This window comes from Bradyrhizobium sp. 195, assembly GCF_023101665.1.
In the GTDB taxonomy this organism is placed as follows: Bacteria; Pseudomonadota; Alphaproteobacteria; order Rhizobiales; family Xanthobacteraceae; genus Bradyrhizobium.
In genome coordinates this window covers 7,749,413-7,773,796 of record NZ_CP082161.1, presented here as the reverse complement: position 1 = coordinate 7,773,796, position 24,384 = coordinate 7,749,413, and the positions used below count along the sequence as shown (strand labels likewise).

Annotated in this window: 21 protein-coding genes; 11 read left to right on the top strand and 10 right to left on the bottom strand. The window is 64.0% G+C overall.

Annotated elements, in window-relative coordinates; translation table 11 throughout:
* Nucleotides 1-66 precede the first annotated feature (66 nt).
* From IVB26_RS36245 to IVB26_RS36235, 3 genes are all read right to left on the bottom strand, one after another.
* Nucleotides 67-282 (bottom strand): hypothetical protein, encoded by a 216-nt coding sequence (locus tag IVB26_RS36245; RefSeq protein WP_247969663.1) that lies wholly within the window; start codon nucleotides 280-282, stop codon nucleotides 67-69.
* Nucleotides 283-402: 120 nt separating this feature from the next.
* Complete coding sequence (locus IVB26_RS36240; protein WP_247969662.1) at nucleotides 403-1,224, bottom strand: cysteine rich repeat-containing protein; 822 nt, start codon at nucleotides 1,222-1,224, stop codon at nucleotides 403-405.
* Between the two features lie 156 nt (nucleotides 1,225-1,380).
* Nucleotides 1,381-2,382 (bottom strand): NADP-dependent oxidoreductase, encoded by a 1,002-nt coding sequence (locus IVB26_RS36235; protein WP_247969661.1) that lies wholly within the window; start codon nucleotides 2,380-2,382, stop codon nucleotides 1,381-1,383.
* 211 nt (nucleotides 2,383-2,593) lie between these two features.
* On the opposite strand from IVB26_RS36235, the gene IVB26_RS36230 reads away from it, so the two are divergent.
* Together IVB26_RS36230 and IVB26_RS36225 are read left to right on the top strand one after the other, a co-directional pair.
* Nucleotides 2,594-3,892, top strand: coding sequence for a dicarboxylate/amino acid:cation symporter (locus tag IVB26_RS36230; protein ID WP_247969660.1), 1,299 nt, complete (start codon nucleotides 2,594-2,596; stop codon nucleotides 3,890-3,892).
* Nucleotides 3,893-3,901: 9 nt separating this feature from the next.
* Nucleotides 3,902-4,858, top strand: a complete 957-nt coding sequence (locus IVB26_RS36225; protein WP_247969659.1) for an amino acid ABC transporter substrate-binding protein — start codon at nucleotides 3,902-3,904, stop codon at nucleotides 4,856-4,858.
* Between the two features lie 210 nt (nucleotides 4,859-5,068).
* Here IVB26_RS36225 and IVB26_RS36220 read toward each other — a convergent pair whose 3' ends face one another.
* Entirely contained in the window at nucleotides 5,069-5,869 is an 801-nt protein-coding gene (locus IVB26_RS36220; protein ID WP_247969658.1) for an ATP-grasp domain-containing protein, read from the bottom strand.
* A 370-nt stretch (nucleotides 5,870-6,239) separates the two neighbouring features.
* Between IVB26_RS36220 and IVB26_RS36215 the strand changes: the two genes are divergently transcribed.
* The 3 genes from IVB26_RS36215 (at nucleotide 6,240) to IVB26_RS36205 (ending at nucleotide 9,477) form a co-directional block, all read left to right on the top strand.
* Nucleotides 6,240-7,013, top strand: a complete 774-nt coding sequence (locus IVB26_RS36215) for a ferredoxin--NADP reductase (protein WP_247969657.1) — start codon at nucleotides 6,240-6,242, stop codon at nucleotides 7,011-7,013.
* Between the two features lie 419 nt (nucleotides 7,014-7,432).
* On the top strand, nucleotides 7,433-9,136 hold the full coding sequence (locus tag IVB26_RS36210) for an FMN-binding glutamate synthase family protein (RefSeq protein ID WP_247969656.1): 1,704 nt from the start codon (nucleotides 7,433-7,435) through the stop codon (nucleotides 9,134-9,136).
* Between the two features lie 101 nt (nucleotides 9,137-9,237).
* Nucleotides 9,238-9,477 (top strand): PilZ domain-containing protein, encoded by a 240-nt coding sequence (locus IVB26_RS36205; RefSeq protein ID WP_063197991.1) that lies wholly within the window; start codon nucleotides 9,238-9,240, stop codon nucleotides 9,475-9,477.
* Between the two features lie 70 nt (nucleotides 9,478-9,547).
* On the opposite strand, the gene IVB26_RS36200 is transcribed toward IVB26_RS36205, so the two are convergent.
* Entirely contained in the window at nucleotides 9,548-10,843 is a 1,296-nt protein-coding gene (locus tag IVB26_RS36200) for a hemolysin family protein (RefSeq protein WP_247969655.1), read from the bottom strand.
* 240 nt (nucleotides 10,844-11,083) lie between these two features.
* Here IVB26_RS36200 and IVB26_RS36195 point away from each other — a divergent pair, with 240 nt between their 5' ends.
* Complete coding sequence (locus IVB26_RS36195) at nucleotides 11,084-13,159, top strand: methyl-accepting chemotaxis protein (RefSeq protein WP_247969654.1); 2,076 nt, start codon at nucleotides 11,084-11,086, stop codon at nucleotides 13,157-13,159.
* 212 nt (nucleotides 13,160-13,371) lie between these two features.
* On the opposite strand, the gene IVB26_RS36190 is transcribed toward IVB26_RS36195, so the two are convergent.
* The 4 genes from IVB26_RS36190 to IVB26_RS36175 form a co-directional block, all read right to left on the bottom strand.
* Nucleotides 13,372-15,342, bottom strand: a complete 1,971-nt coding sequence (locus tag IVB26_RS36190) for a carbohydrate porin (RefSeq protein ID WP_247969653.1) — start codon at nucleotides 15,340-15,342, stop codon at nucleotides 13,372-13,374.
* A 396-nt stretch (nucleotides 15,343-15,738) separates the two neighbouring features.
* Nucleotides 15,739-16,701 carry a DUF1194 domain-containing protein gene (locus IVB26_RS36185; protein ID WP_247969652.1) on the bottom strand — a complete coding sequence of 321 codons (963 nt, stop codon included), beginning with the start codon at nucleotides 16,699-16,701 and terminating at the stop codon, nucleotides 15,739-15,741.
* 214 nt (nucleotides 16,702-16,915) lie between these two features.
* Complete coding sequence (locus IVB26_RS36180) at nucleotides 16,916-17,179, bottom strand: hypothetical protein (protein WP_247969651.1); 264 nt, start codon at nucleotides 17,177-17,179, stop codon at nucleotides 16,916-16,918.
* A 140-nt stretch (nucleotides 17,180-17,319) separates the two neighbouring features.
* Nucleotides 17,320-18,126 (bottom strand): creatininase family protein, encoded by an 807-nt coding sequence (locus IVB26_RS36175; RefSeq protein ID WP_247969650.1) that lies wholly within the window; start codon nucleotides 18,124-18,126, stop codon nucleotides 17,320-17,322.
* Nucleotides 18,127-18,278: 152 nt separating this feature from the next.
* On the opposite strand from IVB26_RS36175, the gene IVB26_RS36170 reads away from it, so the two are divergent.
* From IVB26_RS36170 to IVB26_RS36150, 5 genes are read left to right on the top strand one after another with little or no spacing between them, the layout of a single operon-like run.
* A complete protein-coding gene (locus tag IVB26_RS36170) occupies nucleotides 18,279-19,301 on the top strand; it encodes an ABC transporter substrate-binding protein (RefSeq protein ID WP_247969649.1) in 1,023 nt (340 codons plus the stop codon).
* A 10-nt stretch (nucleotides 19,302-19,311) separates the two neighbouring features.
* Nucleotides 19,312-20,127, top strand: a complete 816-nt coding sequence (locus IVB26_RS36165) for an ABC transporter ATP-binding protein (protein WP_247969648.1) — start codon at nucleotides 19,312-19,314, stop codon at nucleotides 20,125-20,127.
* Nucleotides 20,124-20,942 (top strand): ABC transporter permease, encoded by an 819-nt coding sequence (locus IVB26_RS36160; RefSeq protein ID WP_247969647.1) that lies wholly within the window; start codon nucleotides 20,124-20,126, stop codon nucleotides 20,940-20,942. Before IVB26_RS36165 ends, IVB26_RS36160 begins: the two co-directional genes overlap by 4 nt.
* Complete coding sequence (locus IVB26_RS36155; RefSeq protein ID WP_247969646.1) at nucleotides 20,942-21,931, top strand: 2-hydroxyacid dehydrogenase; 990 nt, start codon at nucleotides 20,942-20,944, stop codon at nucleotides 21,929-21,931. The genes IVB26_RS36160 and IVB26_RS36155 overlap by 1 nt, the downstream gene beginning before the upstream one ends.
* Nucleotides 21,931-22,623 (top strand): AprI/Inh family metalloprotease inhibitor, encoded by a 693-nt coding sequence (locus tag IVB26_RS36150; protein WP_247969645.1) that lies wholly within the window; start codon nucleotides 21,931-21,933, stop codon nucleotides 22,621-22,623. Before IVB26_RS36155 ends, IVB26_RS36150 begins: the two co-directional genes overlap by 1 nt.
* 224 nt (nucleotides 22,624-22,847) lie before the next feature.
* Here IVB26_RS36150 and IVB26_RS36145 read toward each other — a convergent pair whose 3' ends face one another.
* Nucleotides 22,848-24,239 (bottom strand): peptidoglycan-binding protein, encoded by a 1,392-nt coding sequence (locus tag IVB26_RS36145; RefSeq protein WP_247969644.1) that lies wholly within the window; start codon nucleotides 24,237-24,239, stop codon nucleotides 22,848-22,850.
* Nucleotides 24,240-24,384: the final 145 nt, after the last annotated feature.

The following is a 24,384-nucleotide window of genomic DNA, read 5'->3' as shown; positions in this document are numbered from 1 at the left end:
GCGCATGTCCGAAACCGTCAGGTCCGAATCATAGCCAAACCGCGCCGGCTTGGCCATCCGCCCCGTTCAGACGCAGCGCTTCACGTAAACGCCGTTGACCAGCACCCGGGTGCAGCGGATCACTGGAACCGGCTTGCGGACAACGACAGCCGCGTTCGGGCCGGCGCAACCGGCGCGATAGACCCCGCGGGCGCACACCACCGCATTGGCGTCGGTGGCCTCGAACGTCATGGTCGCTCCGAAGGCGAGGAGTGCAGAAGCAACGAGCAGCAATGAACGCATGTTGTCCTCCCGGCTTGTCGTGATCGAAATCGGATATCTGCAATAGATTTGTCGTTGCAGGCGTGCGGAAATTCAATTCACCGCACGCCGCCAATCATTGACGCGCGAACGCGAACCGCATCATCGCGCCGCGAACGGAGCCAGCACGTCCCTGCACGCGGGCGATAGCGAGGCGGCCCTGTTGGAGATGCATCGAATGATGCGGCCGCCGCCGGGCGCGACGCCGGCGCAGAGCGAGCGAATGTCGGCGCCGCAGGCCGACCTCACGATGAACAGCTCTTCGCGCGGCAGCAAGGGGCGCAAAACGATCACGGCGGGTGCGGCCGCTGCGGGAGCCGCATCCGCGGGCGCTGCCGTTGCTGCCGCGCCGCCGCCGGTTGCGGCGCTCACGGCCTTCTCGCAGGCGGGCGAGACCTTGGCCTTGTTTTTCTCCAGGCATTCGAGCGCGGGGGCGCCGCCCGGCGGCACGCTGGCGCACACCTTGGGATAGTCGGCGCGGCATGCGCTTTTGACGGCCGCAACCTGCGCGCTGCTGGGTTGCTTGGCGGCCGCAGCCTTCGGCGCCGGTGCGGCGGCCGGCTTTGCCGCGGGGGCGGCATCGGCCTTCGGCGCGGCCGGCGCGGTTTCCGCCTTGGGCGCAGCCTCAGTCTTGGGCGCGGCGGGAGCGGCTTCGGTCTTCGGAGCCGCAGCGGGCTCGACGGCGCGAACCGCGGTCTGGCATCCCGATGACAGGCTCGACATGTTCTTCTTCAGGCATTGATACGCTTCGACGCCGCCGGGCGTGACGCTCGCGCAGTGCGCCATGAAGTCCGACCGGCATGCAGACCGGATGGCACCCTTCTGCGCCTCGGTCGGCGCTTGTGCGAATGCGGGTGCTGCAGTTGCGAACAGCGCCGCCAGCAACGCCGTGCGGGCTGAGACTTGTTTCAACGTGTTGAACATCTGGATGAATTCCTGCCCTGTCGAAATCTTTTGACAATCAATCAAAGTCGCGCAATCCCAGTCGTCGCGAAGTGATGCCTCGCGAGCGATATCATTGGCCGCTTCCGTTTCTACCGCAAGTGGATATTGCCGACGCAATTGCGACGTAACTACGTCTCAGAGCTTGACCATGCGCTTGCCGCGGTTCTCGCCCGCGAGCAATCCGATCAGCGCCTTCGGCGTGTTCGGCAATCCGTCGATAATGTCTTCCTGCACCTTCAGCTTGCCGGATTTGACCCAGGCCTGGAGGTCGGCGAGCGCGCGCGGGCTCTCCTTTATGTAATCCATCACGATGAAGCCCTGCATGACGAGCCGCTTCACCACGATCAGTCCCGGCACGCCGCGGGGTCCGTGCGCTGCGGGCGCGCCGTCATATTGCGAGATCGCGCCGCAGCAGGCAATGCGGCCGTAATTGTTCATCTGCGGCAGGCAGGCTTCGAGAATGTCGCCGCCGACATTGTCGAAATAGACGTCGATGCCCTTCGGGGCAGCAGCGCGGAGCGCCTTGAAGACCGCGCCGTCCTTGTAGTCCACGGCGGCATCGAAGCCGAGTTCGGAGGTCAGCCAGTTGCACTTGTCCGCGCCGCCGGCGATGCCGATCACGCGGCATCCTTTGATCTTGGCGATCTGTCCGACGATCGAGCCGACCGAGCCTGCGGCCGCGGAGACCACGACCGTCTCGCCCTCTTTGGGCTTGCCGATCTCCAGCAGGCCGAAATAGGCGGTGAGGCCGGCGATGCCGAACACACTGAGCAGATGCGTCATCGGCTCGAGCTTCGGCATCTTGGTGAGATGCTTTGCGGCTACCGCTGCAAACTCCTGCCAGCCGGTGTCGCCGAACACGATGTCGCCGGGCGCTAGTCCCTCGGCCTTCGAGCTGACGACCTCGGCAATGGCGCCGCCGGCCATTACGCTGTTGGCCTCGACCGCGGAGCGGTAGGTCGCGCCATGCATCCAGGCGCGGTTGGCGGCGTCGAGTGAGATGTATCGCACGCGCAGCAGGGCCTCGCCGTTTTTTGGCTCCGGGGTTGCGCTCTCCACCATCTTGAAATGCTCGGGGCCGAGCTTGCCGCTGGGCTTTTCCACCAGCAGAATTTGGCGATTGATGTTGCCGCTCATGGCGTTTCCCTCTTTGATTGTCTTGGCGATTATTGATGCAGCCGCCGCAAACAAGACGTGCAGGCCGCTGCGTTGTGCGCTGCATGAAGGCTAGATCGCGGCGTTCCTTTTCACAATGGGAACATCCTGAAAACGCGATTGCACGCGAAGCGTGTTGCGTCGCTTTGATATCTGCGACATCATGAAGCGCCGGTGTACGTGGGGGTCAACGATGTCCAACAGGTTTACGCAATACATTCTGGCAGCGATGGTGCTCGGCATCATCATGGGGTCGGCGATCTACAACTTCCTGCCCGACACGCGCGCGGACTGGGCCTCCTCCATCAACCTGATCGCCATGATGTTCCTGCGCCTGATCAAGATGATCATCGCGCCGCTGGTGTTCGCGACCCTGGTCGGTGGCATCGCCCATATGGGCTCGGGCTCCAAGCTCGGCCGCATCTTCGCCAAGACCATGGGCTGGTTCATCAGCGCCTCCTTCGTCTCGCTGCTGCTCGGACTCGTGATGGTGAACCTGCTGCAGCCCGGCGCGAACTTCCCGGGCACGCTGCCCCAGGCGGGCCAATCGACCGGCCTGCCGGTCTCGGCCTTCTCGATCGAGAAATTCCTGACCCATCTGATCCCGACCTCGATCGCGGATGCGATGGCGCAGAACGAGATCCTTCAGATCGTGATCTTCGCGGTGTTCTTCTCGGTGGCGATGGGCTCCATGCCCGAACGTTCGAAGCCGATCCTGGCGATGATCGACGATGTCGGCCACATCATGCTCAAGGTGACGAGCTATGTAATGCTGTTCGCGCCGCTCGCGGTGTGGGCCGCCATCACCGCGACGGTCGCCAAGAACGGCCTGCTGGTGCTCTGGAAGCTCGTCGTCTTCATGGGTGGCTTCTATCTCTCGCTGGCGATCCTGTGGACGATCCTGGTCATCGTCGGCTTCATCGTGATCGGGCCACGCTACAGCCATCTCTTGAAGCTGGTCCGCGAACCGCTGATGATCGCGTTCTCGACCGCGAGCTCGGAGGCGGCCTATCCGAAGACGCTGGAGGCGCTCAACCGCTTCGGCGCCTCGTCGCGGATCTCGAGCTTCGTGCTGCCGCTCGGCTATTCCTTCAACCTCGACGGCACGATGATGTATTGCACGTTTGCGGCCGTCTTCATCGCGCAGAGCTATCACATCGACATGCCGCTCGGCACCCAGCTCGCCATGCTGGCAACGCTGATGATCACCTCCAAGGGCGTCGCCGGCGTGCCGCGTGCCTCTCTCGTCGTGATCGCCTCGACCTTGGCGCAGTTCAACATCCCCGAGGCGGGCCTCTTGATGATCATGGGCATCGACACCTTCCTCGACATGGGCCGCAGCGCCACCAACGTGATCGGCAACACCCTTGCGACCTCGGTCGTGGCCAAATGGGAGGGCGAGCTCGGACCCGAGCACGCGCTCGGCCCCAGTGACGTCGTGCCTGATGGCATGGTGCCGGGCGAAGTGCCCGCGATGGCCGGCCATGGGTAGGAGTGAACCATGGGCCAGATATTGGCGAGGTCTCTGACCTCAAGCCGGCTGTGGCTGGCGGCCTCGTTGCTCGCGACCTCTTTGTCGGCGACGTCGTTGTTCGCGAGCTCGGCGCTCGCCCAGACCGGCGGCGAAGGGCTCAGCCCGACGCTGTCGGCCATCAAGACGGCGCACGCCGTGCGGCTCGGCTACCGCGAGAGCTCGCCGCCTTTCTCTTTCCTCGACCAGTCGGGCCGCCCGATCGGCTACAGCCTCGAGCTCTGCGAGGCGATCGTCGAGGAGATCGGCGTCGAGGTCGACGATCCCAACCTCAGAATCGACTACGTCAAGGTCACCTCGGACGACCGCATCGACGCCGTGCTCCAGAACAAGATCGACCTGGAATGCGGTTCGACCACGGCCAATGCCGAGCGCGGCAAGCGCGTCGCCTTTTCGCCCTTGATGTTCGTCGCCGGCACCAAGCTGATGGTGCCGAAGGCGTCGAACGTCGCCGCGATCACCGATCTCAAGGGCAAGACCGTGGTGGTGACCAAGGGCACCACCAACGAGCAGGCGATGCATGCGGCCGACAAGAAGTTCTTGCTCGGCCTCAACATCGTCACCGCGAGCGATCACGAGCAGTCGTACCAGATGCTCGCCGAGGGCAAGGCCGACGCGTTCGCGACCGACGACATCCTGCTCTCCGGCCTGATCGCGCGCCACAAAGCGCAGGACAAGTTCCGCGTCACCGGCGATTATTTGTCCTACGATCCCTACGGCATCATGTTCAAGAAAGGCGAGCCGCAATTGTCCGCATTGGTCGAGCGTGCCTTCCGCAAGCTCGGCTCCAACCGCGACCTCGTCCCGCTCTACAACAAATGGTTCACCGCGAGGCTTCCGACCGGCGAACGTCTGAACGTGCCGATCTCGCCGCAGCTGGAGGAAGCCTTCAAGGCGATGGACGATTCCGCCAGCGCGAATAACTAGCGGCTTGCGTGGCGGCGATCGCGCCGCGATTTCAGTGCACCCTCTCCCCATACGGGAGAGGGTGGCTCGCCGCGTAGCGGCGAGACGGGTGAGGGGTCTCTCTCCGCGAGTCCAACTCTCGTTTGAATTTGCCGAGAAATACCTCTCATCCGGCGCTTCGCGCCACCTTCTCCCACAGGGGGAGAAGGGATTGCAGCGAGCATGCCGCTGCTATTTTTCGCCAAACACCCGATCCAGCGCCGCGTCATACGCCGCTTGCACCAGCTCCGGATGCAGCTTGCCCAGCGCCTCCATCATCACGCCGGAATTGATCTCCAGCACGCGCCACTTGCCATCGACGCGCACCAAATCGATCGACGCAAAGACGATGCCGATGGCGCGCGCGGCATCGATCGCGAGCTTCGCGCGATCCGCGCGAGCCTCGCCATCCTCCAGCAAGACCGGCTTTGCGCCGGCATCGAGATTGTGCCGCCAATCCGTGCCACGCTGCTTGCTGTAGACGATGAGTGGAACATCGCCGAGTAGCACCACACGGACCTCTTCCTCGATCTCGACATAGGGCGAGATCACGAGCCCCGTGCTCATCGAGAAAACGTCGCTGGTCGCGTGGTCGAGTTCCGCTTCCGTCGTCACCTTGAACACCGAACGCCCCGATGTCCCCTCGTTCGGCTTCACCACCACGCCTTGCGGATGGTCGTGGAGCAGTTCGAGCATTGCATCGCGCCAGCTGGGGCCAACAACATTCTTGCCGAGCTTCGGGTTGAGGGAGAGGTGATGGGGAACGCACGGCACGCCCTCAAGCGTCAGCGCTTCGGCCGTGGCCGATTTGTCGTTGGCGAGGCGGTGTGCGATGGCGCTGTTGAGGCCGATGTCGTAGCCGAAGGCGAAATGGCGCGCCTCGCCCCGGCGCATCGTGATCAGCCAGCCGCCGGCGCGGACATCGACGGCGATGCCGTGGTCCGCGCAATAGCGCCTGATCGCCTGAACGAAGATTCGCTCGCCGCTTGCCATCTCTGCTGTTCCTGTCGCCGAAAGCCGCAAAAACACGGGCAATAGCGCCAACCGCGCGGAAAATCAGAGCTATTCTTAATGAAATTCTCGCGAGCGCGACGGAAATTAAGTGCTGCAATCGAGCTCTGGAGGGAAAAGAAATTGCCCTCCCGGCATGGCAGGCAGCAGATTCATTAATGATGCGGCCAATTCCGCCGCAAATGCCGGTTTGATCGGCGTCAATTGCATCCGAAACGAGGTTGATTATTGGTCTCAATGGCGTAGATCACACACGCGAAATCCTCCGCCATGGCAATGGTGTCCGCCCCGATTTCTGGGCCGGGCAACGCTGTTGCCCGAAAAACCGCAATTATTCGGAATAGCGAAAATCATGAGCGCGTTTTACCGAGAGAAGGTTCTTTCCGTCCAGCACTGGACCGACACGCTGTTCAGCTTCCGCGCCACGCGCGATACCGGCTTCCGCTTCCAGAACGGCCAGTTCGCGATGATCGGCCTCGAGATCGACGGCCGTCCGCTGCTGCGCGCCTACAGCATGGCGAGCGCCAATCACGAGGAAGAGCTCGAGTTCTTCTCGATCAAGGTGCAGGACGGCCCGCTGACCTCGCGCCTGCAGAAGATCAAGGAAGGCGACACCATCCTGGTCGGCCGCAAGGCGACCGGCACGCTGATCACCGACAATCTCCTTCCCGGCAAGCGGCTGATGCTGCTCTCGACCGGGACGGGCCTTGCGCCTTTCGCGAGCCTGATCAAGGACCCCGAAGTCTACGACCAGTTCGAATCCATCGTGCTGGTGCACGGCTGCCGTCAGGTTTCCGAGCTCGCCTATGGCGAGAAGCTCGTCGCTTCCCTGCGCGAGGACGAGCTGTTCGGCGAGCTGCTCGCGGACAAGCTGATTTACTACCCGACGGTGACCCGCGAGCCGTTTAGGAATCGCGGCCGCATCACCGACCTCATCAGCTCCGAGCAGATCTTCAACGACATCGGCCAGGGTCCGCTCGACATCGCGACCGATCGCGTCATGATGTGCGGCAGCCCGGGAATGCTGGAAGAGCTGAAGGTGATGTTCGAAGGCCGCGACTTCATCGAGGGAAGCGGCAACAAGCCCGGCCATTTCGTGATCGAGAAGGCCTTCGTCGAGCGGTAAGCGCTGATGAAGAAGTGGCGTGATCGCGCGCCACCTCAACTCGTCGTCCCGGACAAGCGCAGCGAAGCGGAGCGCAGATCCGGGACCCACAACCCCAGCGAGGGTTATGGTGCGAGCTGGTCACCACGAGTCTTCGTCAAATAACTTCCTTTGGTTATGGGTCCCCGGGTCTGCGCTGACGCTTGCCCGGGCCGACAGCTGGGCTTGTGGACTGCATTGGGGCCCTTGCGCAGCCCCTCCAGGGGCCGGTGGCACGCCCTTTCTTCCTGCCCCAGCCCCTTTGCTGCACCGCACCCCGCCCATCGGGCTGATTGATTTGTCTCGGCCGAATTCGCTAGCCTGAAACAAGGGTCGCGTCATATCCGTATGACAGGCGAGGGCGTATCGTACCGCCTCATGCTGGCGAGAGGATCGGAATCGTGGCCGACGACAACAAGACGCAGGAATCCTCCCAACACTCATCCCCCAAACGGCTGCCGCTGGCGGAAGAGGGGATCATGGAAACCCTGCTGCTGCCATTCTCGCCGCGCTTCATCGTGCTGACGATCTGCGCGGTCGTCACCGCGCTGTTGATCGGCATCGGCATCGTCGACCGCAAGATCTTCGACATCCTGCTGGTGCCGATTCTGATTTTCGGCGCGCTGACGCTGCTGGGCGTCCGCGATCTCCTGCAGAAGAGCCATGCGGTGCTGCGCAACTATCCGATTTCCGCGCATATCCGCTTCCTGCTCGAAGAGATCCGCCCCGAGATGCGGCAATATTTCTTCGAGAGCGAGAAGGACGGCATGCCGTTCTCGCGCGACACCCGCGCGGTGGTCTATCAGCGCGCCAAGATGGAGCTCGACAAGCGTCCGTTCGGCACCCAGGAGGACGTCTACCGCGAGGGCTATGAGTGGATGCATCACTCGGTCTCGCCGAAGACGCATGCGGCGGAGAAGTTCCGCATCGGCATCGGCGGCCCCGACTGCAAGAAGCCTTATTCGGCCTCGGTGTTCAACATCTCCGCGATGAGCTTTGGCGCGCTCAGCCCCAACGCCGTGCGGGCACTCAATGCCGGCGCAAAGAAGGGCGGCTTCGCGCACGACACCGGCGAGGGCGGCGTCAGCCCCTATCATCGCGAGATGGGCGGTGACATCATCTGGGAGATCGGCTCCGGCTATTTCGGCTGCCGCCATCTCGACGGCACCTTCGATCCCGAAGCGTTCGCGCGCGTTGCCGGCGACGACCAGATCAAGATGGTCGAGCTCAAGGTCAGCCAGGGTGCCAAGCCCGGCCATGGCGGCGTGCTGCCGGCCGCGAAAGTCTCGGAGGAGATCTCCAAGATCCGCGGCGTCGCGATGGGCGAGGACTGCATCTCGCCGGCCTCGCACCGCGTCTTCTCCACGCCTGTTGGCATGATGCAGTTCATCGCCGAGATGCGCCGCCTCTCCGGCGGCAAGCCGACCGGATTCAAGCTGTGCATCGGCCATCCCTGGGAATTCCTGGCGATCTGCAAGGCGATGCTTCAGACCGGCATCTATCCTGATTTCATCGTCGTCGACGGCAATGAAGGCGGCACCGGCGCGGCGCCGCTGGAGTTCATGGACCATCTGGGCATGCCGATGCGCGAGGGCGTCAGTTTCGTCCACAACGCGCTGATTGGCATCAATGCGCGCGACCGGATCAAGATCGGTGCCTCCGGCAAGATCGCCACCGCCTTCGACATGGCGCGGGCGATGGCGATCGGCGCCGACTATTGCAACTCGGCGCGCGGCTTCATGTTCTCGCTCGGCTGCATCCAGTCGCTGAGCTGCCACACCGATCGTTGCCCGACCGGCGTCGCGACCCAGGATCCGACGCGTGCGCGAGCGCTCTACGTTCCGCTCAAGATCGACCGCGTGCACAATTATCACCACGCGACGCTGCATTCGCTGACCGAGCTGATTGCCGCCGCCGGCCTCGAACATCCGCAGCAGTTGCGCCCGATCCATTTCAGCCAACGGACCTCGACGACCCAGGTGCAATCCTTCGCGCAGCTCTATCCGGCGCTGCGTCCGGGCGAGCTGCTTGAAGGTACCGAAGACCCGCGCTTTCGCGACGCCTGGCGGATGGCGCAGGCCGACACATTCCAGCCGGCGCTGTGAGCGTCGCCCCGGCCGCCGGGGTGGCTGGCCGCGGCGCGTAAAGTCACCGCGAGCGGGGCTGTGTTTAATTCTTGATTCAACTTTGGGTGTAGATTGTGCCCATGGACGAACGGCGCGACAAGGCGAGGCATCGCGTGCTGAAGGCCGGAACGATCGAGTTCGGCGGCGGCGCGATCGACTGCACCGTTCGCAACCTGTCCGACGCCGGCGCGGCTCTCGACGTCACCAGCCCGGTTGGCATCCCCGAGCATTTCACTCTGTTCGTCCCGGCCGACGGCAAGCACCTGCCCTGCACAGTGGTCTGGCGCAAGGAGAAGCGGATCGGGGTGAGGTTCGGGTGAGGGTGCGGGTCTCGGCCTGACGCTTGTCCGGAACGACAGCCTAGATTGGGGTTCGTCCCCGCCGCTCCATTTACCCCGTCTCGACCTCGCTCAACCGGCTCGCCAGGATCTTGTCGATCCTTCGTCCATCGAGATCGATCACCTCGATATGCCAGCCGCCGAAGTCGAAAGCGTCGCCAGTGTCAGGCAGCGCGCTGAATTGTTGCAGAACCAGGCCCGCCACCGTGTTGTAGCGGTGCGGCGGTAGTTCGACGCCGAGCAACTCGCCGAATTCGTCGACCGGCATCCAGCCGGAGATCAGCAGCGAATCGTCTGCGCGCCTGACATAGGCCGGCTCCGGCGGTCCCGCTTCCGAATGGAAGGCGCCGACGATCGACTCGAGGATGTCGGCCGCCGTCACCATGCCTTCGAAGCCACCGTATTCGTCGTAGACGAAGCCGATGTGAACCGGAGCAGTTTTCAGGATGGTCAGTACGTCGCGCGCGTCTGCCGACGCCGGGATGCCGGGCGCCTCGCGCACGAGCGCGCGCAGGTCCGGTGTGCGTTCGTTCATATAGGCGACCAGCAGGTCCTTGGCCTGAATCACGCCGATTGGTTTGTCGCGGTCGCCATCGGAGACGGGAAAGCGCGAGTGCGGGCTCTTGGCGATGATCTCCTGGATGACGGCCAAATCGTCGTTGAGGTCGATTTCGTCGACCTCCGTGCGCGGCGTCATGACCGCGCCCACCGGCCGGTCGCCGAGCCGCATCACACCGGCGATCATCTCCTTTTCGCCGGGCTCGAGCACGCCTGCGCTCTCGGCCTCGCTGACGAGGTGATGGATCTCGTCCTCCGAGACCTTCTCCTCGGACTTGCCGCCACGGCCGAGCAAAGTGAGGATCAGCTTGCCGGAGACGTCGAGCAGGAAGACCAGCGGCAGCGAAACCTTCGCAAGCACGTGCATGGCCGGCGCAACCCTCACCGCAATGCTCTCGGGATCGCGCAACGCCACTTGTTTCGGCACCAGCTCGCCGACGATCAGGGTGGCGTAGGTGATGAGCGTGACCACGAGCCCAACGCCGACGATGTCGGCGATGCCGGGCGACAGCCCGAGCTCGAGCAGCCACTGCGTCAGCCGCTGTCCGAGCGTCGCGCCCGAGAATGCGCCGGAAAGCACCCCGACCAGCGTGATGCCGATCTGCACCGTCGAGAGGAATTTGCCGGGATCGGCCGCCAGAATCAGCGCCCGCTCGGCGCCGCGCACGCCCTTGGCGGCGAGCAGCGACAGCCGGGCCGGACGGGACGAGACCACGGCCAGCTCGGACATGGACAAGAGGCCGTTGATGACGATCAGGACGACGACGATGGCAAGTTCGACCGAGAGCATTGACGTTCCGAGGTAAGGGAGTGTGGCCGGATGGGGGCACTCGCCTTGATATAGGTATTCGGCGAGGAAATGCCGTCAATTTTGCCCCATTTGGCGCCCGCGGGAACTGGGCGCGGTCGATCGGCTGCCCGACAAGCTCGCGCGTGCGTCCGTGGAACTACGGGACTCCATGTTTAACGGGCTCTTAGTGGCCGGCGGTTAGGTTTTCGACATTGCAGAAGTGTATTGGGGAAACGCAAGATGCGGATCGGGAAGCTTTTCGCGCTGTCCATGCTGACGGTGACGGTTTTTGCAGTCATCCTGGGCGCGGAGGTCCTGATACCCCAGGCACGCATCTTCACGAACCGCTCCGACGCGATCAAGACCGTCGATGCCTTTGGCGCAATGCTGACGGTCAGCCAGCACGTCGCCGGCCTGCGCGCCCCCTACGTTGGACCGATGTTCCAGGAAGGCGTTGCAACGCAGGCCCAGCTCGAAACCGCTGCAAAGGCCGCGAAAGCCGCCGATGCCTCCTTCGAGGCTGCAAGGCGCGCCATCATGGTGCTGGATGACGGCGGCACGATGGTCGAGAACCTCGACCGTGCCGCACGGCGGCTGAAGGAGGTCTACAGCGCGGCAGATCGCACGATGGGCGTTCCTCTGGCGGCGCGCGACGGTTCTGTAGTCAAAGGCTTCCTGCCCGGCGTTGCCGAGGTGCTTGCCACCATCGAGCCGACCATGAACCGGCTCGAAGCCAAGGTCATCAGCGCGGATTCCTCGCTTGCGTCGTTGCTGCGCCTGGCGCGGACGGCGCAGGATCTGCGGGTTGCGGCAGGCAGCCGCGCGGCCACGCTGTCACTCCCGCTGTCCGCACGCCGGCCATTGACGGCCGCCGAAGCGTTGCTGATGGATCGCATGCAGGGTCGTGTTGAAGCCGACCGCGAGCGCATCGAGGCCGGCATCGACCAGCTCGGCAATCCGCCCCGCCTCGTCGCGGCGTTCAAGGCCGCCGTGGAGGCGTATTTCGGAAAAGCAGCGCCGATCATCGACAAGGAGATGCCCGCGGCGCGCAGTGACGGCAAATATGCCCTCGGCGCCGATGAACTGGCGACCGTCATCGTGCCCGCCATCCAGATGTTCTACGGCGTGCGCGATGCCGCGCTGGCGGAAGCGGCCGAACGCGCCTCAGCTGCGCGCGATGGCGCGCTGGCGATGCTCGCGCTCGCAGGCGTCGTCGTGCTGGCATTGCTCGGTACACTTGCCGGCGTGACCATGATGCTGCGCCGTCGCGTCGTGACGCCGCTTGCGAAGCTGGCCGAGGTGATCGGAACGCTCGCCGCCGGACGGCACGAGGTCGAGATCCCCGCGACGGGTCGCGATGACGAGATCGGCCAGGTGGCGGGCTCGCTGCAGCACTTCAAGGATTCGCTGCTCGCCAAGAAGGCGGCCGACGAAGCGGCCGCAATCGAGGCCGACGCGAAGCTCCGGCGCAGCCAGCGCATGGACCAGATCGCGCGCGAGTTCGAAGCCATGATCGGCGACGTCATCAACACGGTGTCATCGGCGTCGTCCGAGCTCGAAGTGTCCGCGGGCACGCTGACCAGCACGGCCGATCAATCGGAAAAGGTTACCGCGACCGTCGCGGCCGCTTCCGAACAGGCTTCCACCAACGTGCAGACCGTCGCCGCGGCGGCCGAGGAGATGGCCTCGTCGGTCGACGAGATCAGCCGGCAGGTGCAGGACTCCGCGCGCATTGCCGGCGAAGCGGTGCAGCAGGCAGGGCGGACCAACGACCATGTCGGCGAGCTCGCCAAGGCCGCCGGCCGTATCGGGGACGTGGTTGAGCTCATCAGCCAGATCGCGGGCCAGACCAATCTTCTGGCGCTCAACGCCACCATCGAGGCGGCGCGCGCCGGTGAGGCCGGGCGCGGCTTTGCGGTGGTTGCTTCCGAGGTCAAGGCGCTGGCTGAGCAGACCGCCAAGGCCACCGGCGAGATCAGCCAGCAGATCGCGGGAATCCAGACCGCGACGGAGGATTCGGTCGGCGCCATCAAGGCGATCGGCGACACCATCAGCCGCATGTCCGAGATCGCTTCCGCAATCGCCGCGGCGGTCGAGGAGCAGGGCGCAGCGACGCGAGAGATTTCCCGCAACGTGCAGCAGGCCGCGCGCGGCACCCAGCAGGTTTCCGCCAGCATCGTCGATGTGCAGCGCGGCGCAAGCCAGACCGGATCGGCGTCTTCCAACGTGCTCGCGTCCGCCAAGTCAATGTCCGGCGAGAGCAGCCGTCTCAAGGTCGAGGTCGGAAAATTCCTGGACGCGATCCGGGCCGCGTAAAATTCGAACTTCTCGCTGACGCAATCCCGTCAGGCGCGGCTTCCCCTCAGCGCATCCTTCGAGACGCCCGCCTATGGCGGGCCCTCAGGATGAGAGCGGAGTGCGCGGCGGCAATTTCGGCGGACACCGATGCCGCTTAGCCTCATCCTGAGGGCCTGCGAAGCGGGCGTCTCGAAGGACGAGGCGCGCGCATTCATCGGTCAGCGCCGCGCTCAGAACTCGCCGTGCAGCCGTCCTGAGAACACCGACACCGGTCCGCGGTCGGCATTGTAGGCGGGGTTGACGATCAGCTGATAGTCGGCGGTGAGCGTGAGATTCTTGTTCACCGCATAGGCGTAATAGGTTTCGAGGATGCGCTCCTTGCGGTAGTTGAGCGCACCGTCGCCGACCAGCACGCCGAGGCCGCCGGCGGCGAGGAAGTCGCGGTAGTCCTGCGAAATCGCATTGATCGCGCCGCCGATGCCGACCACGTCGTCGGGTCGCCCCCATCTCGTGCCCTTGATCGACAATCCCGCGGACAGACTGCGATGAATGTCGGTGAACGCCAGCGTTTCGAAATGGCCGTCGTTCCAGCTCCAGCGGCTGAACAGGCCGACATCGTCCATGATCGCCTGCTCGAGGTTGAGCACATAACCATACTTCACGCGGCCGCGCCGGGTCTGCGCGATGTCGAGATTGAGCGCGGGATTGTTCAGCGTCTCGCGGAAGCTGCCCATATTGGCGCTGTCGAGCCAGCCCATGGTCCTGAGCTTGCCGGGCTGGCCGAACAGCGAGAAGCGCGTCTCGAGCTCGAGCACGTACTGGCCGCGCTCCCCGACCTTGGTGTCGAAATGATTCGAGTTGGACTCGGAGACCATCAGGAAATAGCCGCCGCGTAGCGCCCATTGCTTCTGATTGAGCTCGGCGGTGACGCCGTAGGTGAGGCCGACCTTGTCGGCGGAATAGTCGAAGGCGCCCGGCGCCCAGATCGACCAGTTCATGAAATCCCTGCGGGTGTCCTTGGCGTAGGCATTGCCGTCGAACACGTCGACGACCGCGAACTTGCCGGCCTGCACCGTGAGGCGGGACACGTCGACCTTCTGTCCCAGCTGCAGCTGCCCGCTCGCGAGCTCCTCCTGCTCGCCGCCAAAGCCAAACGTCTGGCGCACGAACAGGCGCGAGGTGTTGTAATGCGGATAGGGGAAGTTCGACTTCTGCGCTTCGCCGTTGGGGAAGCCGGCCGCACCGACCGTGTCATTCAGTCCAAATCCCTGCAGCAGCTCGGGATTGTAATAGACCTCGCCGCCATCCCAGAGCCGCGCATTCAGGAACAGGCTGTTGCTCCAGGTCGCCTTGGCTTGCCGCGAAGGCGAGAGCGAGTTCGGTCCGGTATAGAGCGTGGGGAACGACGGATAGCCTTGCGGCAGATAAGTGCTCTGGCCGTGAATCTCCCAGCGATCGGATTCCGTGTCGATCAAAGAACTCTTCGGGTCGTAGCTGGGCACGCCCGGCCAATCGACCTTGCGGTTGAGGCCGACCCTGACCTGCTGGAAGTCGAGCGACGATGAGGTGTATTGGGCGCCCGTGGAGAAGGCGACATTGGCGCCGTCGAAGCGGCTGTAGAGATATTCGAGCCGTGCGCTCCAATGCGGCGCGAAGCCGTATTCGACGCCGGCGCCCGCGATCCAGCCGGGCCGCGTGTTCAGGATCTTCGGGATTTCGGCGCCGGAGGCCGGCGAGTCGAAATAGCGCTCGCCCATCCAGGCAAAGCCGCCGGTGGCGTAGACCAGCCACGGACCGCTGGTGTAGCCGACGCGGCCGCGCACGCTCGCGGCGTAGTCCCATTGCTGCGTGACCGTGTTGGCGGGTGTCGTCAGGAAGGACACGATCGAATTCGAGGTGATGTAGTTGGGAAACGAGAAATCGCCTTCGACGCCGATCAGCCAGCCGGAGTTGAGCCGGTAATTGTAGCCGGCCTGCACGCCGCCGATCATGCCGCTGAAGACGCCGCTGTCGCCAATTGCGGTGCCGTCGTTCAGTGCGAAGTGCGATGAGCCGTGGCCATAGCCGGCATGCGCGCCGATATAGAGTCCGGTCCAGTCATAGACCGCTCTCAGCGCCGGCGCCTTCAGCGGCAGATCGGCCGCGGTGCCTGTGGCGGGAAAAACCAGCACGCCCGTGGCAATCGCCGCGGCCGTTCGCAAGTACCGGTGTCTGTGACCTCTCAACGCCAAAACGCACGCCCCCAAAAACACGAATGTTTCCCCATTCGCCGCGCTATCCCAGCCGATTCGCGGCGACCCTGTCATCAGGTTCCGGACCCGCGATCGGCCGAAATTCGGCGCGACTTCGTCCAGGTTCCTGAGCCTGATGCGAACCTTATTGCGATTAATTCGCAATAGCAACTAACACGGATTGCCGCGGAGGATGGTTCGCACCTCGGTGTGACGGGACTGCAACATCGGTTTTGGGGGCGCGAGAAGCTTGCACCGCTTGGAATGGGGGGCGGGCCTTGTTGGAGGCCTATCCAGGGCCAGGACAGATGCGAGGGGCGGCGAGCTCTGGCAGGTCGGCGGTCGGTCGCCGGCTGACGCAAGCGCCTAGCAGCCGCGGCAGATGCCCTTGATCTTCTTGTTGAGCAACGCGTCATCCGTGCTCATTTTCTTGTCGAGCGAGGTGGAATCCTTGATGGCCGGACTGCTCGTATCCTTTGTCGGAAGGATCGTATCCCACCGCTGCTGCCAGAGCTTCTCGCCGATCATGCAGAGAACCCGCGGCTCCTTGTTCCCGGTCGGGGCAGGCGATTGATTCGGTGTGAGGCCTGCGACCTCATGCGCCAGCTTGGTCCGGATCGCCTCCTTGAAATTTTCGCGATCGGTGATCGGCACAGCAAAAGAACCTGGCCCGCCGATCACGCAATCCTCGTAGTACCAGTCGATATGGTCGATATGGCTGATATCCTTCGTCCCGTTCGGCGTCGCATTGATCAAGACCGGGAGGCCGGTGATGACGATGCCGTTCTGCAACGCTGTGTCGCGCGCTGTGGCGACAGGATCGCCGACGTTGTTGGGACCGTCGCCCGAAATGTCGATGATTTGGCGCGAGCCACGGTATGGGTTCTGCTCGAACAACGGCATGGCGAACTTGATCGCGCTTGAAATCGACGTGCGCGAACCGCGGAGGATTGGGGCCTTCATAAGTTCATCTGCGACGGCCTCGGCCGCTTCCGGTCCGTCGATCTGCCGCCAGGGGACAACAATCTTCCGGTCCTTCGTGCCTGACCATTCGAAATAGGTCAGCGCGATCTTGCCGATCGGGCCGGCCCGCAGGGCCTGAAGAAATTCCCGCGAGACGATGGCCTTGGCAAAGCCCTCGCGTTGAGCTGCCAGATCATCCATTTCCATCGAGTAGGAAATATCGACCGCGATGACGAGTTCGACGTCCACGGCAGGCCGGCTGTCGGCCTGGGGCGCCGTATGCGGCTGCGACCCCGGCTCGGAAAACGCTTGTGTCGATGTCAGGATCGCAATCAGGATCGATCCAATTGTGACCCGCCAATTCACGCTCGCCCTCCAGCTACCCGTCTGTATCCTGACACGCGGAACGTGCAATCGGAAGGGCAGTCTGAGCCAAGCCATTGCTGGGCTGCTCTGACGGCTCAAAAAAGAATGACCCCGCCCGGGGGACAGCCGGGCGGGGTCGGGGGCACGACACGGGGTGGATGAGGCGCCCGTGTCGGACGCAGGATCCACGTGAGATCGGCCTCAGGTACTCAGATCAGTAGCAGCTACGAACGCGGCCGACGTACTGGCCGAAGGCGTTGTACTGGGCGACCCAGCCGCAGCGGTGATAGCCGTAGTGATAGGGGTCGTTGCTGGCGGCGATCGCGGAGCCGACGACGGCGGCAGTGGCGATGCCGGCACCGACACCCCAGACCCAGCCGGGCTGCTTGGCTTCGGCCGAGGAAGTGGTGGACACGATGCTGCCGGTGACGGCGAGGGCGGCGAGAGCGATGGCGGCAATCTTGGTCTTGATCGACATGTGAAACTCCATCCGGGGTTGAGGCGGTCCGTTGTGGCCCGCGTGCCCAGTTTGACGGAGGCTGCTCGCGTCCGGTTCGAAAGCGGCAAACCCGCCCCCGAATCGAAGTATTTTCCTGAACAATTCCAGTTGGATACGGCCTAGCCGAGGGGGCCCTTGGCAAGCCTCTTCACGTCGAAGTTATCGACCTCGCTCAGAAGCTCGCAAAAAGCACGGGCGCCCTGATCGACGAGGTGCTCGCCCTTCTCGGCCACGGCCAATGTCGCGTTGCCGACTGCGCCGCTGGCGTTCAGATCCTGCGCCTGCCAGGCGAACGGTGCGGGCCGCTGCGTCGACAGCCAGCGATATTGCTTTTCCATCGCGATGCTGCTCGCGGGAAAATCCGCGATTTCATGCTTGCGCACCTGATCGGGATAGCGCGCCAGCATGATCGAGGTCTCGATCGCGCCGCCATGAATGCCATGTCGCACTTCATCGGCCGGGAACAATTTGTCGGCGCCCGACAGCCGCGACCAGGACGTCGTCACCACGAACAGTTTTTGATGCGCACGCAAATCTTGCGCAATCAACATCATGGCCGCGCTGTTGCCGCCATGGCTGGTGATGATGACGAGCTTCCTCACGCCGCGCCGCGCGACATCCTCGCCAATTCCCGTCCATCGCTTCAGCGCGACGTCAGTCGCCAGCGTCTGCGTGCTGGGATAATCGATATGCTCGGTGGAAATCCCGACCGGCTCGACGGGCAGGAACGTCGCTGGAACGTTCTCGGGCAACAACTCGCGCACCCGCGCCAGATAGGCGTCCGCGATCAGCACGTCGGTTGTCACAGGCAGATGCGGGCCGTGCTGCTCCGTCGCCGCCAGCGGCAGCACCGCGATCCAGCGCGACGTCTCCGCAGGGGGCGCATCGGCCCAGCGGATCTCGGTCCAGTCGCGGGACGGCGTCATCAAGGTTTCTTTGCCCGAATTTGTCACGTAATTTGGGTTATCAGGGGATGCGGGCCCGGCCGGCTCGCATCCCCTGATGTCATGCGGTTTTATCGCGTTGTGTCCACATGAGCCAGACGCGATTGGCCGGAAGCGATCGACGGAGTGCCATTATGACCCCCTTTCATCTGCGGCGAGCGCTCACGGCGGGCCTGATGGCCGCCTTCGTCTGCGGCGTCCCCGTGCGCGCCGAGACGCTGGACAAGGTCACCTTCGGCACCAACTGGGTCGCCGAGGCCGAGCATGGCGGCTTCTTCCAGGCCGTTGCCGACGGCACCTACAAAAAATACGGCCTCGACGTCACCATCGTCCCCGGCGGGCCTAATGAGAACAACCGGATGCTCTTGATCGCCGGCAAGATCGATTTCTTCATGGCGGCGAACACGCTGATGTCGTTCGATGCGGTGGCCAACAACGTCCCCGTCGTGACCATCGCCGCGATCTTCCAGAAGGATCCGCAGGTGATGCTGACGCAGCCGGATGCCAAGGTCAGCAAGATCGAGGACCTCAAGCCGCTGACGCTGTTCGTGTCCAAGGAGGGCATGGGCAGCTACTTCCAATGGCTGAAGTCCGAATATGGATTCAGCGAGAAGAACGTCCGCCCCTATAATTTCAATCCGCAGCCTTTCATCGCCAACCCCAAGAGCGCCATGCAGGGCTACGTCACCTCCGAGCCCTTCGCGGTCGAGAAGGCCGCCGGCTTCAAGCCGAACGTGCTGCTGCTCGCCGATTACGGCTTCAATACCTATTCGACCCTGATCGAGACTCGCCGCGACATCGTCGAGAAGAAGTCCGATCTCGTCCAGCGCTTCGTCGATGCCTCCATGGTCGGCTGGTACAATTACATCTACCGCGACAATTCCGCCGGCAACGCCATGATCAAGAAGCTCAATCCTGAGATGACCGACGATCTGCTCGCCTATTCCGTCGCCAAGATGAAGGAGCATGGCATCGTCGATTCCGGCGACAGCTTGAAGAACGGCATCGGCGCGATGAGCGACGAGCGTTACGCCTCCTTCTTCAACAAGATGGTCAAGGCCGGCGTCGTCAAGGCGGATCTCGACTTCCGCAAATCCTACACGCTGCGCTTCGTCAACAAGGGCGTCGGCGTCGAGCTGCGCCCGAACAAGCCATAACGCACGGTCGATGTCCCCTGTCCAAACCTCATCCGCCGTCGAGGCCAGCCTGACGGCGCTCGCCGTGAGCCTGCGCGGCGTGACGAAGACCTATGACAATGGCGTCATGGCGCTCGGCCCGTTCGACCTCGCTGTCCGCAACGGCGAGTTCATCTCGCTACTGGGCCCCTCCGGTTGCGGCAAGTCGACGGTGCTGCGCATCATCGCAGAGCTCAGCGCGCCGTCATCGGGCAGCGTGCGGGTTGCGCGCCGTGAGGGCGTCCCGCAGCCGGGTCACGGCATCGGTTTCGTGTTTCAGGAACCCACCCTGATGCCCTGGTCCAGCGTGCGCGAGAACGTGCGGCTGCCGTTGCGGCTTGGGCGCGTTCCGAAGGCAGAGGCATGCGCGCGTGCCGACGCGGCGCTGGCCAGCGTCGGGCTCGCCGATTTCGCGGATAGCTTTCCACGCGAGCTCTCCGGCGGCATGAAGATGCGGGTGTCGCTGGCGCGCGCGCTCGTCACCGATCCCGACATCCTGCTGATGGACGAGCCGTTCGCCGCGCTCGACGAGATCACGCGCTTCCGTCTCAACAACGATCTGCTCGCGCTGTGGCGCAGCCTTGGCAAGACCATCATCTTCGTCACCCATTCGGTGTTCGAATCCGTCTATCTGTCGCAACGCGTGGTGGTGATGACGGCGCGGCCGGGCCGCATCCAGGCCGATATCCGCATCGAGACGGTCGAGCCGCGCGGCGAGGCGTTTCGTACCTCCGCCGCCTATTCCGACTATTGCCGGAAAGTGTCGGCGGCGCTGGCGCCGTCCTATTCGGGGCAGTCGACGCTATGAACGCGCAAGCCGCCGTCACCGCGAAACCGCGAGCTGCGCAGCGCGCGCTGCGCTTCGTGTTGCCCGTCATTGTGTTCGCGGCGGGCCTCCTCGCCTGGGAACTGGTGGTCCGGATCAAGGAGATCCCGCCCTACGTGCTGCCGGCCCCCTCAATCATCATCCTGACGCTGATCAAGGACTGGGCGGTGCTGTCACAATCGCTCGCGACCACGCTGCTGACCACGCTCGAAGGTTTTGTCGCGGCCAGCGTCGGCGGTATTGCGCTGGCGCTGCTGTTCAACCAGTCGAAATGGGTGGAATATTCGCTATTTCCCTATGCGATCGTGCTGCAGGTGACGCCGGTGATAGCGATCGCGCCGCTGCTCCTGATCTACCTGGAACAACAGACCGCGGTCGTGGTCTGTGCCTTCATCGTCGCCTTTTTCCCGGTGCTGTCGAACACCACGCTCGGGCTCAATTCGGTCGACCGCAACCTCGCCGGGCTGTTCCAGCTCTACGGCGCCTCGCCACAGCAAGCGCTGCGCTTCCTCAAGCTGCCGGCCGCGCTGCCCTATATCCTCGGCGGCCTGCGCATTGCCGGCGGCCTGTCGCTGATCGGCGCGGTCGTGGCCGAGATCGCGGCGGGAACGGCCGGCGCCGGCTCCGGGCTTGCCTACAGGATCGCCGAGTCGGGCTATCGATTGAACATACCCCGCATGTTCGCAGCGCTGCTGCTGTTGTCGCTGGCCGGGATTGTCATCTATGGGGTGCTGGCGCTAGTTTCCCACCTCGTTTTACGGCGCTGGCATGAGAGCGCGCTTGGAAAGGAAAGCTGATGTCTACCGGTTCGATTTCGTCCGAAAAGATCGACCTTCTGATCTATGGGCCGGTGCGGCCGATCCTCGAGAACGGGTTTTCCGACCATTTCGTCGTGCACAAGGCCGAGACGCGCGGTGACCTGGAGCGATTGACGCCGGCGATCCGCGAAAAAATCCGCGGCGTCGCGGTGACCTATCACACCGTGCGCGCCGACAAGAATTCGCTGTCGCAGCTGCCCAAGATCGAGATGGTGGCAAGCTTCGGCGTCGGCTATGACCACATCGACGCCAAATATGCGGCCGAGCACAACATCATCGTCACCAACACGCCCGACGTGCTGACCGAGGAGGTCGCCGACGTCGCGATGGGCCTTCTGATCTCCACCTTGCGCGAGTTCGTCAAGGCCGACCGCTACGTTCGCTCCGGGCTCTGGCAGACGCAAAATTATCCGCTCAGCGTCGGCTCGCTGCGCGACCGCAAGGTCGGCATCGTCGGCATGGGCCGGATCGGCCAGGCCATCGCGCGCCGGCTCGACGCCTCGCTGGTGCCGGTGGTCTACCACTCGCGCAACCCGTCCAAGGACGTCTCCTACAAGCACTATCCTGATCTGATCGAGATGGCGAAGGCGGTGGATACGCTGATGGTGATCGTGCCCGGCGGCGCCAGCACGAACAAGATGATCAATGCCGAGGTGCTGAAGGCGCTCGGCCCGCGCGGCGTGCTGGTCAACGTGGCGCGTGGTTCGGTGGTCGACGAGCCCGCGCTGGTGCAGGCGCTGAAATCAGGCACCATCCTGGCCGCCGGCCTCGACGTGTTCGCGGCCGAGCCGACCGTGCCGGACGAGCTCAAGACCATGCAGAACGTCGTGCTGCTGCCACATATCGGCTCGGCCTCGGTGGTGACGCGCAACGCCATGGACCAGCTCGTGGTCGACAACCTCAAGTCCTGGTTCGGCGGCAAGGCCCCGTTGACACCGGTCGCCGAGACGCCGTTTAGGGGGCGCTGATGACAGCTCTTCGGGTCGTTGCATTCGCCGTCGCGGCCTATTTGGCCGCGATCGGCATCGCGCAGGCGCAGGATGCGACGAGCCTGAAGAAATCGATGCCCGGGCAATGGGAGCTCTCGACCACCGAGCGTAGCAAGACCTGCGTCGTCACCCTCAAGGGCGACGCCGCAGGCCAGGGTTTTAAGCTGGAGCTCGAGCCTGCCTGCAAGACCGCGCTGCCTTTCACCAAGGATATCGTCGCCTGGAACGTCAGGGGCCTCGACATCGTCCGCTTGCAGGACGCCACCGGTGAAGCCGTAATCGACTTTACCGAGGTCGAGGCCGGCATCTTCGAAGGCCTGCGCCAGGGCGAGGGCGTCTACATCCTGCAGGACCTCGCGGCCGCCCGCTCGATGGCCAAGTCGATGGACCAGATGATCGGCGACTGGTCGATGGTGCGCGGCAACGGCCAGCCGATCTGCGGGCTGACGCTGACCAACACCGAGTCGAGCCCCGACAATTTCCAGGTCTTCCTCAAGCCGAAATGCGACGCAGCCATCGCGCAGTTCAACCCGACGCAATGGCGGCTCGAGCGCGGCCAGATCATCCTGATGTCGAAATCAGGCGATGCCTGGCAGTTCGAGGCCGACGACAACGCGCAGTGGCGGCGCGTCCCCGATACCGCCGATCCCCTGATCATGCTGCGTCAGTAGACGACGCGGAACGTGCGGGGGCGCCTCGAGAGGAACTGATCGAGCCGCGGGCTCGGTGCAACCTCTCCCGCTTGCGGGAGAGGTCGCGCCGGAGGCGCGGGTGAGGGCTCTTTCCTCTTGGGGATTGTCCCGTTAGGGACACACCCTCTCCCCAGCCCTCCCCCGCAAGCGGGGGAGGGAGTAGACCCGTTCCGTAGCGATACCCGAGCTACGATCTCGTCGCGTTACGTCGTCAGCTTCGGCGGCGGCGCCGTGCCTTGCGCCCATTTCTCCATCTTGCCCAGCGCGCCCCAGGCCGCGAGTGCCAGGGAGATCGGCATCGCGAACTGGCCGAGGCCCGGCACTGCCGACACGACGGTCCCGAGCAGTCCGGCAAGTCCTCCCGCATTGGGGCTCGCCGTCACTGAAGAGAGCAGCGCAGTGAGCACCGAGCCGCCGATACCGAGCGCGGTCTTCTTGCCGTTCAGCATCTTGCCGATGGTCTCGCCGAGCGCGCCGTTGACCTGGCCGAGCACCGGCTTGCTGTCCTTGTTGAGCAGTGTGCTGAGCAGATCAACAACCTGTTTCAGCTGGTCGACGGGGGCGGGGGTGGCTGGCGTGACCGGTCCCGGCATCGGCGCCGTCTTGTTGATAAGAGAGAACAGCCGTTCGAACAGGTTGATCGGATCGTTGGTGGCAGGCACGGGTTTGGGCGGAATCGTCGCTGGCAGCGTCGTGCCGCCGGCTGGCGGCCTCAGCACTTGCGCCAGGTCTTCCAGTCGGGTCAGGACGTGTGACAGGTCGGCCGCCTGCCCGGCAGGGCCCGGCTGCTGCGTCGCGCGCGTGATGGAGGCGACCGTGGCGGCGTCGAGAAGCCCGGTGTCTCTCAAGCCGTTCTGTTGCTGGAATTGCGAGACGGCCCCCCTGGTCTTCACACCGCAGATGCCGTCCTCGGCGAGCGGCGGATTGGCGCCGAGCTTGTTGAGCGCCTGCTGCATGAGAACGACCGTCGAGGCCGCATCGTCCTCCGGCTCGATGCGGGCGGCGAATTGCGGGCTGCCGTCGAGCGTGATCGAGGAATCCAGCGACATCATCGCATGCAGGATCGCCGCGGTGCCGAGCTGGGTGTCGACATGATTGGAGTCGAACACATGGTCGCGGACAAACTTTCCGGCCCGTGCCTCGGGCGGCCCGTACAATGTCGAGCCGCCATAGAGATAGGGCGAATTGACGCCCTTGGCGTGATAGCCGAAGCCGTTGAACGCCTCGAGTCGGAACAGCATCCGCGCGATGCCCCAATCCTGGGCGCCGACGAAGTTCTCGAGTCTGTACGCGTCCACGGCGCCGTCCACGAAGGTGGCAAACGGGCCGCGCCCTTTCGGCACGATGGTGGTCACGCGATGCAGCGACTCGCCGTTGCCGAGATAAGTGTCGAAATCGAAATTGGACTCGCGGTAGTGGCAGAGCGCAGTGAAGTACCAGGGGACGCCCGTCAGCCGCTCGATCTGCTGATAGGTTGCCTTGCCGTTGAGGGCCTTGCGGGCCACCGCATTCGCATCAGCGAGGCGCCCGGGCCGGATCTCCAGATTGGCCCAATTCCGCTCGTATTCGGCTTTCAAACTCTCGAATGAAATCATTTTCCGCTCCATCAAATGAATGGTCGAATCTCGTGCAAGCCAAGTGAACCGGCTGGCGTGATCGGGGCGTGACGCCAGCATGATCTCCCGCAAATCTGGCAGGTCGCCGGTCCGTCGCATGTGAAATGGCTTACAACCTGGATGG

Coding starts and splice junctions, on each gene's coding strand:
- IVB26_RS36155 (WP_247969646.1), top strand. CDS start 20,942: ATGTCTACCGGTTCGATTTCGTCCGAAAAGATCGACCTTCTGATCTAT.
- IVB26_RS36145 (WP_247969644.1), bottom strand. CDS start 24,239: ATGATTTCATTCGAGAGTTTGAAAGCCGAATACGAGCGGAATTGGGCC.
- IVB26_RS36175 (WP_247969650.1), bottom strand. CDS start 18,126: ATGACGCCGTCCCGCGACTGGACCGAGATCCGCTGGGCCGATGCGCCC.
- IVB26_RS36200 (WP_247969655.1), bottom strand. CDS start 10,843: ATGCTCTCGGTCGAACTTGCCATCGTCGTCGTCCTGATCGTCATCAAC.
- IVB26_RS36195 (WP_247969654.1), top strand. CDS start 11,084: ATGCGGATCGGGAAGCTTTTCGCGCTGTCCATGCTGACGGTGACGGTT.
- IVB26_RS36220 (WP_247969658.1), bottom strand. CDS start 5,869: ATGGCAAGCGGCGAGCGAATCTTCGTTCAGGCGATCAGGCGCTATTGC.
- IVB26_RS36205 (WP_063197991.1), top strand. CDS start 9,238: ATGGACGAACGGCGCGACAAGGCGAGGCATCGCGTGCTGAAGGCCGGA.
- IVB26_RS36235 (WP_247969661.1), bottom strand. CDS start 2,382: ATGAGCGGCAACATCAATCGCCAAATTCTGCTGGTGGAAAAGCCCAGC.
- IVB26_RS36170 (WP_247969649.1), top strand. CDS start 18,279: ATGACCCCCTTTCATCTGCGGCGAGCGCTCACGGCGGGCCTGATGGCC.
- IVB26_RS36150 (WP_247969645.1), top strand. CDS start 21,931: ATGACAGCTCTTCGGGTCGTTGCATTCGCCGTCGCGGCCTATTTGGCC.
- IVB26_RS36215 (WP_247969657.1), top strand. CDS start 6,240: ATGAGCGCGTTTTACCGAGAGAAGGTTCTTTCCGTCCAGCACTGGACC.
- IVB26_RS36165 (WP_247969648.1), top strand. CDS start 19,312: ATGTCCCCTGTCCAAACCTCATCCGCCGTCGAGGCCAGCCTGACGGCG.
- IVB26_RS36160 (WP_247969647.1), top strand. CDS start 20,124: ATGAACGCGCAAGCCGCCGTCACCGCGAAACCGCGAGCTGCGCAGCGC.
- IVB26_RS36225 (WP_247969659.1), top strand. CDS start 3,902: ATGGGCCAGATATTGGCGAGGTCTCTGACCTCAAGCCGGCTGTGGCTG.
- IVB26_RS36180 (WP_247969651.1), bottom strand. CDS start 17,179: ATGTCGATCAAGACCAAGATTGCCGCCATCGCTCTCGCCGCCCTCGCC.
- IVB26_RS36240 (WP_247969662.1), bottom strand. CDS start 1,224: ATGTTCAACACGTTGAAACAAGTCTCAGCCCGCACGGCGTTGCTGGCG.
- IVB26_RS36245 (WP_247969663.1), bottom strand. CDS start 282: ATGCGTTCATTGCTGCTCGTTGCTTCTGCACTCCTCGCCTTCGGAGCG.
- IVB26_RS36230 (WP_247969660.1), top strand. CDS start 2,594: ATGTCCAACAGGTTTACGCAATACATTCTGGCAGCGATGGTGCTCGGC.